Below are 13,868 nucleotides of genomic sequence, written 5' to 3'. Positions count from 1 at the left end.
GCTATCTCGCCGGCCTGCACCTTCGCGCCTCCATGATCTGGATCAAGGACCTCACACGAACCGCCCCTTGATCACAACCAGATACACGCCCTAGGTGCCCTGGCCTGACCCGATCCGGCGGACCCTCTCCGGGCATGGCTCCGCCCCCGGCGCGGGCATTTGAGCGGCTCGTACCGGGGGCGAAGGCTGCCGGGGCTACTGCCGGGTGAAGTGCCATTGCTGGGAGGCAGTCGCCGCGTTCGCGTTCGGCAGTTCACGCAGCGGCGCATAGTTGTCGTCGCCGTACAGGCCGGTCACGGCCAGGTCCTCATTCAGGAACGGGGACAGGACCCACCGGGTGGCGTCCTCGCCGGTGTACCGGAGAATCCACCACTGGGACTTGTTCGCGCTGCACGCCGCGAGATAAACGGAGGCGCCGGCTTCACCGGTCTTGGCGTCGGCGCAGTTCCCGGTCTTGGCGCTCTTCCAGTGGTAGACGCCGGGGCGGCCGCTCACTGGCTCGAACTGGAACGTGCGCGGGTAGGGATGGTCGGCCCGGTAGTACACCTGCAGGTAGGTGCCGGCATTGCCGGCCCCGTCGTCGGGAATGAGGTAGTTGGTGTGGGCGTGATTGGTGATCACGACCGGTCCGCTCGGGAGAACAGGGGCCGCAGGGGCGGCGTGAGCGGTACCGGTGAGCGTGAGGGCGGCCACAGCCGCCGCCAGAGCGCCGCGTGTGAGCGTCGTCCGCCAAGACGAGAGATCCATCGGGTTTCCTTCCGTACATGATGCTGGTGACAGGACTCGCCGGAATGCCGTGCGAGGGAGCTGCGCTGGGCTCGAACGTGTTCGGTGGGGTGTAGGTGGTCGTGACGCTCCGCGGCACCAGCGCGCAGTCCGCCAAAGGTGCAGCGGCCGGCCGCCGTGGTGAACGCGGGCTTAGGCGTGGCGCTGTACTCGATCCCTCCAGGGTCAGGCCACCGGCCTGCTCGGCATGGCGCCGATGCCGCCCCGCCTGGTGCGGGCCGGGAGCAGTTGTGCCGTGAGGTCAGATGCAGGGCAGGTAGACGGACTTGCCGCAGCGCTGGCCGGGCCAGATCTTCTGGTCGGGGGCCGGTGCCAGCCAAGCGCAGGTTGTCGAAGCGCAACGAGAGGTCCTGGCCCGGGTTGACCGTGGCGGTCACCGTTCAGGCACCGGTTCGCATCGCGCTCCCGTCTGTGGGCTCGAAGCGAGGACGGACGGGGTAGCAGTCGAGGTCGTCGGTGTCCAGGCGGGGCAGACGTGGGTCGTTGCGGCCCTCGTGCAGGACGTTGGCGTCCTGGCCGAACTGGTAGGTGTAGTCGCCCCTTGGCCTCGAAGCCGTTGCGGCGGCGCCCAGGCTGAACTCCCGTCCCGCAACACCGACGGACACCCAGCCGCTCACACCGGCCGCGCTTTCCTCCGCCGCGATCAGATGCACACCGATCTTCGTGATGTCCGACATCGCCTCATCCTCTCGTCGCTCATCCGCTCAGGCAGTGCCCGGGAGGGCAGAACAGCCCGGCGGTCACATGCACCCCCGCCGACGTCAGCCGCTGCCCCCACTGAACCGGTCCCCGAACCCCACCCTTACGCACAGACAGTGACTGCCCAGACACTCAGCGCAATACTCGGAGCCGTGACGGCGCCCAGTCGCACCCCACGGCGCACACCCGCGCAACACCGGCGCACCACACGCACCCACAAACAGCAGGAGACAGAAAGAGTCCGACCCCGCGCCACTCTGGCGACCCCACGGCGGTACTACGGAGGCACGAGCGTTCACCTCCAAGCCCCGGACCATTTGGTCCGCGGCTTCACTGCGCGTACACCCGCCCGGCTCAACGGCCCCGTGTCCTTGCCCGCGTCCCCAACCTCACTGGGCAATAAACCTAGTAGGCGCCGGTTGGTCCCGGGGCCGAACACGGCGGTAGAGGCGGTTTGAGTCCGCCCGCCCCGTGAGAACTACTCGATGGTGATGCTGCGCGGCGGCGAGGGCGGCGGCGACCTTCCCCTTCGGAACCTGGAACTTGTGGCTGCCAGGGGAGCTGAACGTCTTGACGGTCTTCGCCGGGGCGAGTACCCGACCGGGGAGGGCAGTGGCGTGGGCGGGGAGCATCCCCAGGGCCAGCGCCCCCAGAGTCAACGCCCCCAGGGACAGCGCCGCGCGCTTCATCATCGGTGTCTGCATGCCCAAGACAACGATCAACAAAGCCCGACGTAGCGCCACACGCCACACAGGCCAACGCCGAAAGCCGCACTGCGGGTAGTCCAACCCCGTTGGCAGTCAATCCAGGTTCACCGGCACGGGCACCGACAGGGGCCCGTCCTGGCGGGGGTCTCGCACCCAAGTACGGAATACAACATGTGTCCGAACTTCCTCCCGATCTGCCGCGCCTGCACCGTGGTCACCTACCTGCGGGCCGAGCGCGGCCGGGCCGAGCGGGCCCTGAACACCGCCGAGGCGCGGAAAGCCCTCGCCGCGCTGCGGCTCCCCCCGGTCGGCCTCGCGGGGGCCGCCGGGGCGGGGCAGGTCGGTGGCCAGGTACCAGGTTGAGTGCGCGGGCAGGGTGGCCGGATCGGTGGTGGCCACGACCAGGCGGACGTTCCCGTCGGGTCCCCACCAGCCGAGGCGGGCGTCGGCGGCCCACCACGTTTCGGTGTGCCCGTCGCGGAAGGTCCGCTCGACGGTGGTCCACTCGCCGGGATGCTCGGGGTCTGTCCAGGTCAGGGCGCGTGCGGCGTCGACGGGGGTGTAGGCGTCCTTGCCGTAGGCCCAGGTGCCGTGGCTCGGCTTGAGGGCCATCACGAACGGCAGTCCCGCCTCGCCGAGTTGCCTGCGGAAGCTGTCCTGGTCGCCGTAGGCGCAGTCGGCGGCCACGGCCCGGAAGGCCACCCCGGCAGCCTTCGCCGAGCGGGCCAGTCCGGCTGCGATCTGCAGTTTTGTGCAGAAGCCGGGGTCGCTCTTGCCGGCCGGGAAGTGACGGGCGGGACTGTAGGGCACGGCGTGGAGCGGGTAGTAGAGGTTCTCATCTGCCCAGCAGGTCGTCACGGTGACGATGCCGTTGTCGGTCTTGCCCAGCCGTCCCAGCCACTGCCGCCCGACATGCGCGGTCGCGGTCCCGTCCTTGCGGTCACCCGAGTCGTCGATCACCAGTACCCCGCCCGCGTGCGGCGCGGTCACCGGGTCGGCCAGCAGCAGCTCCACCCGACGAACGTTGACCTGCTCGTGGTCCCAGGTCGACTCGGAGAGGAAGAACTGCAGCCGCTGCACCGCCGGGTGCTGGGCCCCGATCACGGGCTCAGCGCCGGCCAGGCAGGTCAGGGTCTTGTTCCGGTCCCGCGGCAGCAACAGCCCAGCGAGGTACTCCCGGAACCCGCGGCGCTGTGCCAGCGTGGAGAAGAGGTCATCGAAGCGTGCGGCGTAGGCTTCCAGCGGGCCCGGAGCTGGCGGACACGGCAGACGACGGGTCATCACAGCCCCCAAGCGGCGAGGCGACGTTCCTCTGCTACCGGCCTACCGCAACCCTGACCCGCCGTCAACAAACCACCGCTAGGGGCGGCGGGTGGGGGCGCCGTGCAGGAGCAGATCGAGCACGGAGTCGATGTAGCCGGCCAGTTGGCTGTCGCTGCTGAGAGGGAGCACGCCGGGCAGCCTCGTCGCCAGCTCGTCGTGGCCGACGTACGCGGCGTAGCCGAGCATCGCGCGCTGGACCGCGACGGCCGGCGGGAAGCCGATCTCCTGGAAGAGCTCGATCGTGTAGTCGAGCCGGCGCTGCACCACCCGTCGCACCACTGGCGCCACCAGCTCGTGGTCGGCCGACGCGAGCAGGTTCGCCGCCGCGGCGCCCCGTCCGGCGCCCCCGGTCACCCTCGTGAGCAGCGTCCGCAGCCGGGCCCTCGGGTCGGGCTCGGCGGCCAGCATCGTGATGGTGGCCTCGGTGAACCGGCGCTCCCACAGCGCGAGGGCCGCCTCGATGAGGGCGTCGCGGTTGGTGAAGTGCCAGTAGAAGCTGCCCTTGGTGGTGCCCAGCCGCGCGGCGAGCGGCTCTACGGCCACCGCGCCGAGCCCGCGCTCGCCGATCGCATCGAGCGCTGCCGCCGCCCAGTCGTCCGCCGTCAGTCGTTGTCGCCCTTGATTCACGTCCATACGCTACCGTACGGTCATTCCATGCGCCTCCGTATGGAGGCTCGGGCAAGGAGACGACGTGCAGAACTTCCAGCAGCGCACCATCGACGCGCCCGCCGCCGAGGTCGGCGCCCTCATGGACCGGTTGGGCTCCCCGCAGGACCTGATCTGGCCCACCCCCGCCTGGTCCCCGCTGCACCTCGACGCAGGCCTGGCGGTCGGCTCGAGCGGCGGGCACGGCAGGATCCGCTACTCGGTCGTCGCTCACGAACCGGGCAGAAGGCTCCGGTTCACCTTCGCTCCCGGACTCGGCATGACCGGGTACCACGAATTCCTGATCACCCCCGAGGGGCCGGCCCGCTGCCGGATCTCCCACACCGCCGCGGGAAGCCTGGAGGGCAAGATGCTCCTGATGTGGCCCCTGGTGATCCGCTGGCTGCACGAAGCCCTGCTCCAGGACGCCTTCGACAACATCCAGCGGGCGGCCACGAACCACCTGCCCCACCCGGCCCGCTGGTCGGCCTGGGTCCGCCTACTGCGCCTCGTGTTCGCCCGCCGGACCCGCGGGCCCGTGGAGCCGTCCGCTACCTGACGTACCTGACCCCTGAGCCGTGACGGACACCGGACACGCCCGCCCGCGGCGGGCCAGTAAAAGTCCGGGCCGGGTGTGGAACCGAGCTGCGAAGAGGCCGATCCCGCCCGCCTCGGGGGCGTCACCCTGTCCATCGCTGCCTGCACGCCCTGTTCCAGAGCGAGGAAACCTCGCTCACTCAGAGGCGGCCGACGGTCAGTCGTCCTGCACTTCTCCCTGGGCGATTTCCACGTTGTGATGCAGGCTCACGAGCCCGGCGGCGGCTCCCGCGCCGGTCACAGCCGAGCAGGCGAGCAGCAGGCCGGCCGCCGCGATCGCCGGCCGGTGAGGGGCGGCCGCTGGCTGGAGCAAGGCTTTGACCCGCTGCGGTACGGGGCCACCCGCGGCTCCCGCAGCGAACGAGGGGCGGGCGGTTCTGCCGGCGTTCCCGGCGAGGGCTGCGCGTCCGATGGCGCGTGCTGTCAGATTGCGGTCGCCGACCGCGGTCGCGGCGGCTTCGTCGGCGACGCGTTCGACGGCCAGCCCGATGGCATCGCGCAGTCCGCTCAGAGCGGGATGGCAGCGGCTGGCGAGGTCGGCGGCGGCGAGGAAGTAGTGGTGGCGGCCGGCCAAGTGGGCCCGTTCGTGGGCGAGGAGGGCCTCTCGCTCGGGTCCGTCCAGGGTGCGCAGCATGCCGGAGGTCACCACGATGCGCCCCGGGTTCCCGGGGAGGGCGTAGGCGTCAACTTCGGGGCGGTCCAGCACGCTGAGGTCTCCCGCTGAGGGCGCACCGCGCAGTTGCGCGTGCGCGGTGCGGTATTGACGGAGTTGACACAGCGCCGATCGGATCACGGCGCAGGCGCAGACGGACAGCGCACCGACGGCGAGTGCGGTCGCCGGATAGGCGACCACGGCAGGCGCGACGTTCAAAGGGCGGATCAGGTGGCCGAGGCGGGCCACAGCGGACACGGTGAGCGCGCCGGCGAGGATGAGGCCGCCGAGTGCCGCCAGCCAGCAGCCTGCCAGTACACACGCTGTCGCGGTCAGCGCCCACATCGCGGCCGCAGGCCGCAGGCGGGGAGCGGCCCACCGCACGAGCGTCGGCGCGGCGAACGGCATCAGCAGCGGTATCAGCAGCGCAGCGATCACCGTCCGCCACCGCCCTCCAAGAGGTCGCGCAGTATGCGCTCGTCCTCGGGACCCAGGTCGGAGACGAACCGTGCCAGCACGGTCTGGCGGTCGGTGTCCTTGTCGAGCTCGTGGTGCATCCGCCGGGCAGTCAGACCGTGGGCATCCTGGACGGGGAAGTAGGCGAATCCGCGACCGGAGCGTTCCCGGCCGACGGTCCCCTTCTCGAAGAGGCGGGACAGGATCGTCGTCACCGTCGTGCGGGCCAGCTCCACCGGCAGGCTGCGCTGCACCTGTCCGGCGGTCCGGGGGCCGTCCGCGGCCCACAGCGCCGCGAGCACGCTCGCCTCCAGCTCCCCCGACCCTCTGCGCTCTGCAGCGCCCTCCGCCATTGCGTTCCCCTCGTCTCCCGATCGTCTACAGTGCAGTAGACCGTCTACGTGATTGTAGTCGACCGGTTGTTCCATTCGGCTACCCCCTGCCCGCATTCAGTGAGAGGCCACCCACCCATGGCCGTATCCGTTCTGGCCGCGCCCCCCGTCGCGGTGAACCTCCTCGATGCCCAGCCGCTGCTGGCGGCCTTCGGTGTCCTGGGCGTCGCGGTGGTGATGTTCGCCGAGACCGGGCTGCTGGTCGGCTTCTTCCTGCCCGGCGACTCCCTGCTCTTCACCGCGGGCCTGCTGTGCGCGGGCACCGCGGACGAGGCTGCGACGTTGTCCCTGCCCTGGGTCCTGGTCGCCGCGGCGGCCGGTGCGCTGGCCGGCGCCCAGGTCGGATACCTCATCGGGCGCCGGGCGGGCGGAGCCGTCCTCTCCCGGAGCAAGTCCAAGCGCCTGCACGACGGCGCCGAGCGCGCCGAGGAACTGCTGGAGCGGTACGGCCAAGCCAAGGCGATCGTGCTGGCCCGCTTCGTCCCCGTGGTCCGCACGGTCCTGAACCCGCTCGCCGGGGCGCTGAACATCCCCACCCGGGTCTTCACCGTCTGGCAGGTCGCCGGGGGCCTGGTCTGGACGGTCGGCCTGGTGCTGGCTGGATACGCACTCGGCTCCTCCATCCCCAATGTCGACCCCTACCTGCTGCCGATCATCGCCCTCATCGTCGCCGTGTCCCTGCTGCCGCTGGCAGCCGAACTTCTCCGCTCCCGGCGGGCCGCCCAGCACCGGAACGAGGCCCCTTGATGAATCTCGCGTACGACGGCTCGGCCATCGACGGCCCTGCCTACCTCAAGATCGTCGACCTCACCCACCGGGCGCCCGGTTGGGTCGACAGTCTGATCACCGGCTGGTCGGCCTACGGGCTGGGAGTGTTCGCACTGCTGATGCTCGTGGCGTGGTGGCAGGCCCGCCGCGCGGGGACCCCGGCCGCGGTCACCGCGCTGGCGGTCCCGCTGGTCACCGTCCTCGCCTTCAGCGTCGACTCCCTGCTGAAGCTGGCCGTCCATGAGAACCGGCCTTGCCGGCAGTTGCACGTGATCACCCTCGAAGCGTGCCCCGCACCCGGTGACTGGTCCTTCCCCAGCAACCACGCCGCCCTCGCTTCGGCCGCGGCCTTCGCGCTGCTCCTCGTATCGCGCCGGCTGGGCCTCATCGCCCTCGCGGCAGCGGTCCTGATGGCGGCTTCCCGGGTCTGGGTGGGCGTGCACTACCCCCACGATGTCGTCATCGGGTTCCTCGTCGGCGCCCTCGTCGCCCTCCTCACCACCTGGGCCGTGCGCCGTAAGCAGAGCACGCTCGCCGCCCGCCTGAAGGAAGGCCCGCTGCGCCCCCTGCTGGCCGCGGCGTGACCCGCCGCCCGCCTGGTGCGGCTGGGCAGCCGCACCGGGGCACGCGCACAGCCCGCCTCACCGCGGCCGGCGCCGGTGCTGGGCAGTGCGCTTCAGGCTCGCACCCACACACCGGAAGCTGCGCTCCACGGCGTTCCCCCGCGCCTTGAGTTCACAGCGGCCAGCCTGTGAACTCAAGGCCGCCGCCATCTGGAGTTCCGAGTCTGGGCCTACCCGGGGCTCGCGACGTACGGCAAGTCGAAATGACCATCACATGATGAGCAACGCGGACGCTGTTGGACCAGGCCGCCGAACAGCCGCTTCGGTGAAGTCTGCCCAACCGGGATTACGCCGCTGTCGTGGGCGGGCATGCCGTCACGGCAGAGTCAGCAGCCGGGGCAGATCGGCGCAGACGACGTCAAGGCGAGCGCGGCGCTCCGCAGCTCGGCCGTCCACGTCCGCTGGTCAACCCCCAACGTGTACTCCACGCAGCACACGCATTGCGGGATCAGCGATACGAATGCTCGCTCCTCCGCGGTTTCGACCTCCGTCTCCCACCAGTCGTCCGTCGCCAGGTCGGCGGGAGCGACGTCTCCATCGACGAGTCTCGCCGCCAGCCAGCGCAGAGCGTGACGCCGAGCCAGCCCCGGACCGGGCAACTCGATCCCGGACTCGCAGAGTGCTTGCTCGAACGCGTCGCGGATTTCGCGGGGATCCGCATTACGAGGCTGAACAGGAACTCCTGCGGCTCCTCGCCTCGGGCCTCACCGACGAGGTCGCGGACCGCAAGCTCGGCATCTCCGCCCGGAGCGTACGCCGGCAGATGTCAGGCCTCATGGAACGCCTCAACGCCTCAAGCCGGTTCGAGGCCGGCCTCAAGGCAGCCCAGCGCGGCTGGCTGCGCTAAGAGGTCGTTTTCTTCCGGTGTTTCATCCCGGAATAGGGTGTTTAGCGGCTTTCTTCGGGTCGCGCCAGGAGATGGTGTTCTCGCCGGTGAGGCCGCGGGCCATGAGGTCGGTCATGGCAAGGTGAATCATGGCTTCGGAGCGGGTGGGTAGGGTTTCGTAGTCACAGGCGAGACGCCGGTGGAGCATGAGCCATCCGTAGGTCCGCTCGACCGCCCACCGTTTCGGGATCGGGGCGAATCCTCTGGTCCTGGGGGTGCGGGCGGTGATTTCCATGTCGATGCCGAGGATGGCGGCATGCTCGACGAGGTGCTGGCGGTAGCCGCCGTCGACCCACGCTTTGCGGACACGCGGGTGGTCGGCGGCGACCTGGTCGAGCAGCGTGGTGCCGGCGAAGGAGTCCTGCACGCTCGCTGCGGTGACCAGGACCGCGATGAGGAGCCCGAGTGTGTCGGCGACGATGCTCCGCTTTCTGCCTACGATCTTCTTCCCGGCGTCGATGCCCTGACTGGAGGCGTGAACGCTGGTGGAGGTCTTGACGCTCTGGGCGTCAATCCCACAGGCCGATGGCTCGGCGTCCCGGCCCTCCTTCTCCCGCAGGAGTTGCCTGAGCAGGCCGCCCATCTGGGCGAACACGCCCTCGTCTGCCCATTTGGCTAAGAGGTCGCGCAGATAGGCGTGGTGGGGCTACCCCGGAATTAAGACAGGCACAGGCCTTGGTGATCATGGAGTTGCGACGCTCTGTGATCACCGGGGAGACCTGTGCCTGTACTTCCATCATGGCTGGCCGAACCACTATGGGGCGTCGCCGCCCTGCTGCCTGAGCGACCGACCTACGCGGCGACCCATCCGCTGGGCTGCCATCGCCCACGCATCAGCGACCGGGTCGTCTTCGACAAGATGCTGCAGCTCCTGCGATTCGGCTGCTCCTACCAGGCGATCGCCGACACGACCTGCTCGGCTACCACGATCCGCAACCGCCGCGACGAGTGGATCCGGCTCGGCGTCTTCGCCAAGCTCAAGCAGCATGGCTAAAATGGGCGAAATCTGTGCATGCCGCCCATAGTTCTTTGCTACTTCTGAGTCACCCACACGGTCATGTAGCGTCCGGAACTGCTTGATCCGTTTCGGCGCGCCCGACCCCAGATGAGGACTCATGATCGCCAGATTCGACGCCCCGATCGCCGCTGTCCTGAGACGACGATTCAGCGAGGGCGCCGCCCGCGACGCCCATCAGGGACCCGGTCCCATGCACGATGCCGCCCCACGGTCCGCCGGAGGGCAGCTACTTCGGATAACGGCCGGAGGAGCGCTGGCCCCTTGAGATTCCGGATCAATCGTTCGAGCAGCGCTTCCACGCCCCTGCCTCCCGAGGATCCGGCACCCACCCCGGCCGTGCACACCGCCCGGCCCCACGTCGTCGAAGCACCCTTGTCGGCCCACGAGATAGAACTCATACGCGCCTCCGTCTCAGTGGTCGAGCCACTCGCCGCAGAGATGACGGTCTACTTCTACGCGATCCTCTTCGCCCGCTACCCCGAGGTCCGTCCGATGTTCCCGCCGGGGATGGACGCCCAGCGCGGCCGCCTGCTGCGCTCGCTGCTGCGCATCGTGGACCTGGTCGACGACCCCGAGAGCCTGGTTCGCTTCTGTGGCCACCTCGGGCGCGATCACCGAAAGTTCGGCACGCTCAGCGAACACTTCCCGGCCGTGGGCGAGTGCCTCCTCGCGTCGCTCGCCCGTTACGCCGGCCCCGCGTGGACCGCGGACATCGCCGCTGCCTGGACCAAAGCGTACGGCGCGGTCGCCGGAGTCATGATCAGTGCGGCGGAGGAGGACGAGGCGGTACGGCCCGCGGTGTGGCCCGCCACGGTGGTGCACCGTGTCTCGCGTGGCCACGGCATCGCCGAGATCACCGTACGCCCCCATCTGCCCTACGAGTACGCCGCCGGACAGTACGTGAGCGTCGAGACGCCGTGGTGGCCCAAGCATTGGCGCTACTACTCCCCCGCCAACGCACCCCGTGACGACGGCTCCCTCACCTTCCACGTGCGTGCGGTGACCGGGGGCACGGTCAGCAACGCGCTGGTGCACCGGGCTGCGGTGGGCGACGTGGTCCACCTGGGGCACCCGATGGGAGACATGGTGCTCGAGGCCGCCGTCCACAGCGACCTCCTCTGCGTGGCCGGCGGCACCGGCCTAGCCCCGATCCGCGCACTCGTCGAAGAGGTCGCCCGCCGCGGCGAGCGCCACCAAGTGGACCTCTTCCTCGGCGTCCGCACCGGCGCCGAGTTGTACGGGGTCGACGACATGCTCCGGATGTCCCAGCGGCACCACTGGCTGACCATCAGGGGCGCGGTCTCCGACGAGTACATCCCCGGAATCCGGGGATCCCTGCCGGACGTCCTGACCGAGTACGGACCGTGGTACCAGCACGACGTCTACCTCAGCGGCCCGGCCCAGATGGTCATCGCCGCCACCGAAACGCTTACGCTCGGCGGCACCCCGCCCGACCGCATCCATCACGATCCGTTCGAGACGCCCGTCCTGTCGCTTCCCTGAGTCAAGCGCCTGCTCGTCCTGCCAGGAGAACACCCGTGACCTTGCCCCGACCGCCCTTTGGATCAACAGGTGAACACCGGCTGCAGCAGCAACTGGGCACGGCCGAGCGCGCCACCCGGTTCTACGACCAGCAGGTGCGCCCCCGCCTCACACCCGAGATGCGGGACTTCATAGGCCGCCAGACCATGGTCTTCCTGGCCACCGCAGACGCCCGCGGAGAGTGCGACGCCAGCTTCCGTGCCGGACCGCCGGGATTCGTGCACGTGATCGACGATCACACGCTCGCCTACCCCGAATTCCGCGGGAACGGCGTGCTCGCCAGCGCAGGCAACATAACGGAGAACCCCCACCTCGGTATGCTGTTCGTGGACTTCACCCACCACCGCGTCGGACTTCACGTCAACGGCGTGGCACGCCTCTACACCGACGCGGGCCTGCGCTCCTTCCACCCCGGCCTGCCCACCGACCTCGCACCTGGACGCAGTCCTGAGTTGTGGGTTCATCTGAGCGTCGAAGAGGCCTACATCCACTGCTCCAAGTACATACCCCACCTCGCAGCGGCGCCCCGTCCCACCGGCCATGACACCGCGCGCCCCAAAGACTCGAACTATTTCACCGGACTCGGTACGCCGCGAGGGGACGCGCGCCTCGCGACCACGGACCACCAAGGCGCCGGGTAGGTGCAGGGCAGCCAAGATCCGGACCATTCGATTGACAGCCCCGGTACTGGCAGGTCCTCCACCGCCACCTCCACGCGCAGCCGCTTGAAGCGCAGCGGGTGGCGGAAGAGCCCGCCTCCGTCAACGGCCCCGTCGGCGCTGACTCCGCCACCGCCTCCGGGCGGACCAGGACCGCGTCCAGGACATCGCGGCTGCCCCACGCCGCAGCGAAGCGGACACCCTCCCCCGGGTACCCGGGGCCGGCCGGGCCAGATGCTCATCGACCTGCCGAGCCTGCTCCGGGCGCAGGGGAACCGTCCGGCCGACCGTAGGAGGCGGCCGCCTTCGTCTACTCGGCCGAGGCGGAGGAGCTGAGGGCGAGTCAGGGTGCCGGTGGTGGCGCCGATGACGGCTTCGGTGGTGTCTCCTCTTCCCGCCCTTGGGCCACAACTGATCCAGCACCAGTTCAGTGGCCTTGCCCAGGATGAAGAGGAGTCACGCAGGCATCCAGAGCCTGGCGCAGTACCTCGACCGGGAGCAGCGGTCGCGCCTGACGGCCGCCCGCGGCCGGCTCAGGTCAGTCCCACTGCTGATCCGCGAGGGAGCTGACCGGCTGCGGCTTGCCGATGACCGCCAGAGCAATGAAGAAGCTGATCTGACCGATCGCGATGGTGAGGGTGGCCAGCGCCTTCTCGTCGTAGTGCTTCGCCACCTCGGCGTACAGCTCGTCGGAGACGCGCTCCTTGCCGTGCGGGGCGGGCTGGAGGGTGGCCTCCACCAGGGCGAGCGCGGCGCGCTCGGCGTCAGTGAAGTACGGGGCATCCTGCCAGGAGGAGACGGCGGTGATGCGCTCCTCGGAGTCCCCGGCCTTACGCAGGAAGCCGGTGTTCAAGATGGTCAGGTAGGTGTTGCCGACGATCTGCCCAGCACGCAGGTGGACCAGGCTCATCGTGGTGCGCGGTATCGAACGGTTGCCCGTGGCCCGGAACAGGGCGGCGCTGATGTCCTTCAGCGCAGGCACGAACTCGCCCGGGTCGGACATCCGGGAGATCGAGGGGTTCGTCATGACTGCTCTCCTTCACATTGGCCAGGTTGGCGTCTTCACAGCACTGACGGATGGGCTCACGCAGACGTGACAGGAATCGGGAAAGAGTTCTTCCTACGCAAGGTGCGAGGTCATCAGCACACCCATTCACCCTCTTCCAGCGTCTTCCAGGCCGGGAGTTCGGTTTGGCGGCGCTCGCGGCGGTGCGGGATGACAGGTCCGGTCTGGGTAGCCGCCGTCTGCGATCGTGAGGGTCCTGCCGACGGCGGCCTTCGTGCCGGACTGTGCCCACGCCTTGCAGTCGTTGCGATTCCCGGCAGCGGTTGGCCGACCACGACAACTCGGCAGGTGTCGGCGTCGATGACGACCTGGTGGTTGGTGGAGTACCGATAGTTCTTCGACCGCGCGGCGACGGCGTGGTCCCGGGTGGGTATCAGGGTGCCGTCCACGATCAGCACGGTATCCTTGGCGAACCGCTTACGAGGCCGGAGCGCGAGCATCGGGCCAGGTGGTCGATGATCCGGTCCGCCGCCGACTTGGACCCGAACAGCGACGCAAGCTGCCGCATCGTCAGGTGCAGGGTGTGCCAGGGGTCGAGCCAGGCTCGGATCGCTCGGATGGCCCGGGGCCAGCTGGGTGGCCGGGGCTGGTGGGACACGGGTGTGCCCCCTCTCTGGCCCGTCGGCGGCCCCGGGCGGCTGGGTCTGGTCCTGCGATGGGGGCTCATCTGCGAACCATGCGTCCCAGCAGAACGAGAACGCGCAGTTCACGAGGGTCTGGTGGCGGCGGATCGCGGTGTCGGAGCGGACCTGGAAGTCCGCCCAGCCGAGTTCGTCCTTGATCTGTTTGTAGCTCTGCTCGATCCAGTGGCGCAGGCCGTAGAGGCGAACGAGTTCGGCCAGGTCGGCGGGCTGGTGGGGGCTGTCGGCAGTGCGGGGTGAGCCGGGCCGGGGCAGGTTGGTGGCCAGGTACCAGGTTGCCTTGTGAGGTTCCCCCGTTGTGCGGGAGTGGCTGACTAGGGCGTGTATCTGGTTGTGATCAAGGGGCGGTTCGTGTGAGGTCCTTGATCCAGATCATGGAGGCGCGAAGGTGCAGGCCGGCGAGATAGC

General features: G+C 69.5%; 12 protein-coding genes and 4 pseudogenes. 7 read left to right on the top strand and 9 right to left on the bottom strand.

Features of this window, described 5'->3' with window-relative positions; translation table 11 throughout:
- Positions 1 to 195: 195 nt before the first annotated feature.
- From AB0M76_RS42825 to AB0M76_RS42810, 4 genes are all read right to left on the bottom strand, one after another.
- Positions 196 to 747, bottom strand: a complete 552-nt coding sequence (locus AB0M76_RS42825) for a hypothetical protein (RefSeq protein WP_365958186.1) — start codon at positions 745 to 747, stop codon at positions 196 to 198.
- A 419-nt stretch (positions 748 to 1,166) separates the two neighbouring features.
- Complete coding sequence (locus AB0M76_RS42820) at positions 1,167 to 1,463, bottom strand: hypothetical protein (RefSeq protein ID WP_365958185.1); 297 nt, start codon at positions 1,461 to 1,463, stop codon at positions 1,167 to 1,169.
- Between the two features lie 822 nt (positions 1,464 to 2,285).
- Positions 2,286 to 3,473, bottom strand: coding sequence for a transposase (locus AB0M76_RS42815; RefSeq protein ID WP_365958184.1), 1,188 nt, complete (start codon positions 3,471 to 3,473; stop codon positions 2,286 to 2,288).
- Between the two features lie 78 nt (positions 3,474 to 3,551).
- Entirely contained in the window at positions 3,552 to 4,142 is a 591-nt protein-coding gene (locus AB0M76_RS42810; RefSeq protein ID WP_365958183.1) for a TetR/AcrR family transcriptional regulator, read from the bottom strand.
- A 64-nt stretch (positions 4,143 to 4,206) separates the two neighbouring features.
- Between AB0M76_RS42810 and AB0M76_RS42805 the strand changes: the two genes are divergently transcribed.
- Positions 4,207 to 4,719: an SRPBCC family protein gene (locus tag AB0M76_RS42805; RefSeq protein ID WP_365958182.1), complete on the top strand. Its 513-nt coding sequence runs from the start codon at positions 4,207 to 4,209 to the stop codon at positions 4,717 to 4,719.
- 195 nt (positions 4,720 to 4,914) lie between these two features.
- On the opposite strand, the gene AB0M76_RS42800 is transcribed toward AB0M76_RS42805, so the two are convergent.
- Positions 4,915 to 5,847, bottom strand: coding sequence for a M56 family metallopeptidase (locus AB0M76_RS42800; RefSeq protein ID WP_365958181.1), 933 nt, complete (start codon positions 5,845 to 5,847; stop codon positions 4,915 to 4,917).
- Complete coding sequence (locus AB0M76_RS42795; protein WP_365958180.1) at positions 5,844 to 6,218, bottom strand: BlaI/MecI/CopY family transcriptional regulator; 375 nt, start codon at positions 6,216 to 6,218, stop codon at positions 5,844 to 5,846. The genes AB0M76_RS42800 and AB0M76_RS42795 overlap by 4 nt, the downstream gene beginning before the upstream one ends.
- Before the next feature lie 117 nt (positions 6,219 to 6,335).
- Between AB0M76_RS42795 and AB0M76_RS42790 the strand changes: the two genes are divergently transcribed.
- The 3 genes and pseudogenes from AB0M76_RS42790 to AB0M76_RS42780 form a co-directional block, all read left to right on the top strand.
- Positions 6,336 to 7,004, top strand: coding sequence for a DedA family protein (locus tag AB0M76_RS42790; RefSeq protein ID WP_365958179.1), 669 nt, complete (start codon positions 6,336 to 6,338; stop codon positions 7,002 to 7,004).
- Entirely contained in the window at positions 7,004 to 7,609 is a 606-nt protein-coding gene (locus AB0M76_RS42785; protein WP_365958178.1) for a phosphatase PAP2 family protein, read from the top strand. Before AB0M76_RS42790 ends, AB0M76_RS42785 begins: the two co-directional genes overlap by 1 nt.
- Before the next feature lie 709 nt (positions 7,610 to 8,318).
- Positions 8,319 to 8,495: pseudogene (locus AB0M76_RS42780) on the top strand (LuxR C-terminal-related transcriptional regulator); the annotation flags it as partial.
- Between the two features lie 22 nt (positions 8,496 to 8,517).
- Here AB0M76_RS42780 and AB0M76_RS42775 read toward each other — a convergent pair.
- Positions 8,518 to 9,150: pseudogene (locus AB0M76_RS42775) on the bottom strand (IS5 family transposase); the annotation flags it as partial.
- A 105-nt stretch (positions 9,151 to 9,255) separates the two neighbouring features.
- Between AB0M76_RS42775 and AB0M76_RS42770 the strand changes: the two are divergent.
- The 3 genes and pseudogenes from AB0M76_RS42770 to AB0M76_RS42760 form a co-directional block, all read left to right on the top strand.
- Positions 9,256 to 9,516: pseudogene (locus tag AB0M76_RS42770) on the top strand (transposase); the annotation flags it as partial.
- A 297-nt stretch (positions 9,517 to 9,813) separates the two neighbouring features.
- Positions 9,814 to 11,055, top strand: coding sequence for a globin domain-containing protein (locus AB0M76_RS42765; protein ID WP_365958177.1), 1,242 nt, complete (start codon positions 9,814 to 9,816; stop codon positions 11,053 to 11,055).
- Positions 11,056 to 11,090: 35 nt separating this feature from the next.
- The gene (locus AB0M76_RS42760; RefSeq protein ID WP_365958176.1) at positions 11,091 to 11,735 is read left to right on the top strand and encodes a pyridoxamine 5'-phosphate oxidase family protein; all 645 of its coding nucleotides are present in this window, start codon (positions 11,091 to 11,093) and stop codon (positions 11,733 to 11,735) included.
- A 556-nt stretch (positions 11,736 to 12,291) separates the two neighbouring features.
- Here AB0M76_RS42760 and AB0M76_RS42755 read toward each other — a convergent pair.
- Together AB0M76_RS42755 and AB0M76_RS42750 are read right to left on the bottom strand one after the other, a co-directional pair.
- The gene (locus AB0M76_RS42755; RefSeq protein WP_365958175.1) at positions 12,292 to 12,780 is read right to left on the bottom strand and encodes a carboxymuconolactone decarboxylase family protein; all 489 of its coding nucleotides are present in this window, start codon (positions 12,778 to 12,780) and stop codon (positions 12,292 to 12,294) included.
- A 143-nt stretch (positions 12,781 to 12,923) separates the two neighbouring features.
- Positions 12,924 to 13,336, bottom strand: a pseudogene (locus tag AB0M76_RS42750) (transposase); the annotation flags it as partial.
- Between the last annotated feature and the right edge of the window lie 532 nt (positions 13,337 to 13,868).

This window comes from Streptomyces sp. NPDC051364 (genome assembly GCF_040682115.1).
Lineage (GTDB): Bacteria > Actinomycetota > Actinomycetes > Streptomycetales > Streptomycetaceae > Streptomyces.
This window is presented reverse-complemented; position numbering and strand designations above follow the sequence as displayed.

Bases quoted from the DNA above. Each gene is read 5' to 3' on its own strand.
- AB0M76_RS42785 (WP_365958178.1), top strand. From the start codon at position 7,004: ATGAATCTCGCGTACGACGGCTCGGCCATCGACGGCCCTGCCTACCTC.
- AB0M76_RS42790 (WP_365958179.1), top strand. From the start codon at position 6,336: ATGGCCGTATCCGTTCTGGCCGCGCCCCCCGTCGCGGTGAACCTCCTC.
- AB0M76_RS42815 (WP_365958184.1), bottom strand. From the start codon at position 3,473: ATGACCCGTCGTCTGCCGTGTCCGCCAGCTCCGGGCCCGCTGGAAGCC.
- AB0M76_RS42755 (WP_365958175.1), bottom strand. From the start codon at position 12,780: ATGACGAACCCCTCGATCTCCCGGATGTCCGACCCGGGCGAGTTCGTG.
- AB0M76_RS42820 (WP_365958185.1), bottom strand. From the start codon at position 1,463: ATGTCGGACATCACGAAGATCGGTGTGCATCTGATCGCGGCGGAGGAA.
- AB0M76_RS42795 (WP_365958180.1), bottom strand. From the start codon at position 6,218: ATGGCGGAGGGCGCTGCAGAGCGCAGAGGGTCGGGGGAGCTGGAGGCG.
- AB0M76_RS42825 (WP_365958186.1), bottom strand. From the start codon at position 747: ATGGATCTCTCGTCTTGGCGGACGACGCTCACACGCGGCGCTCTGGCG.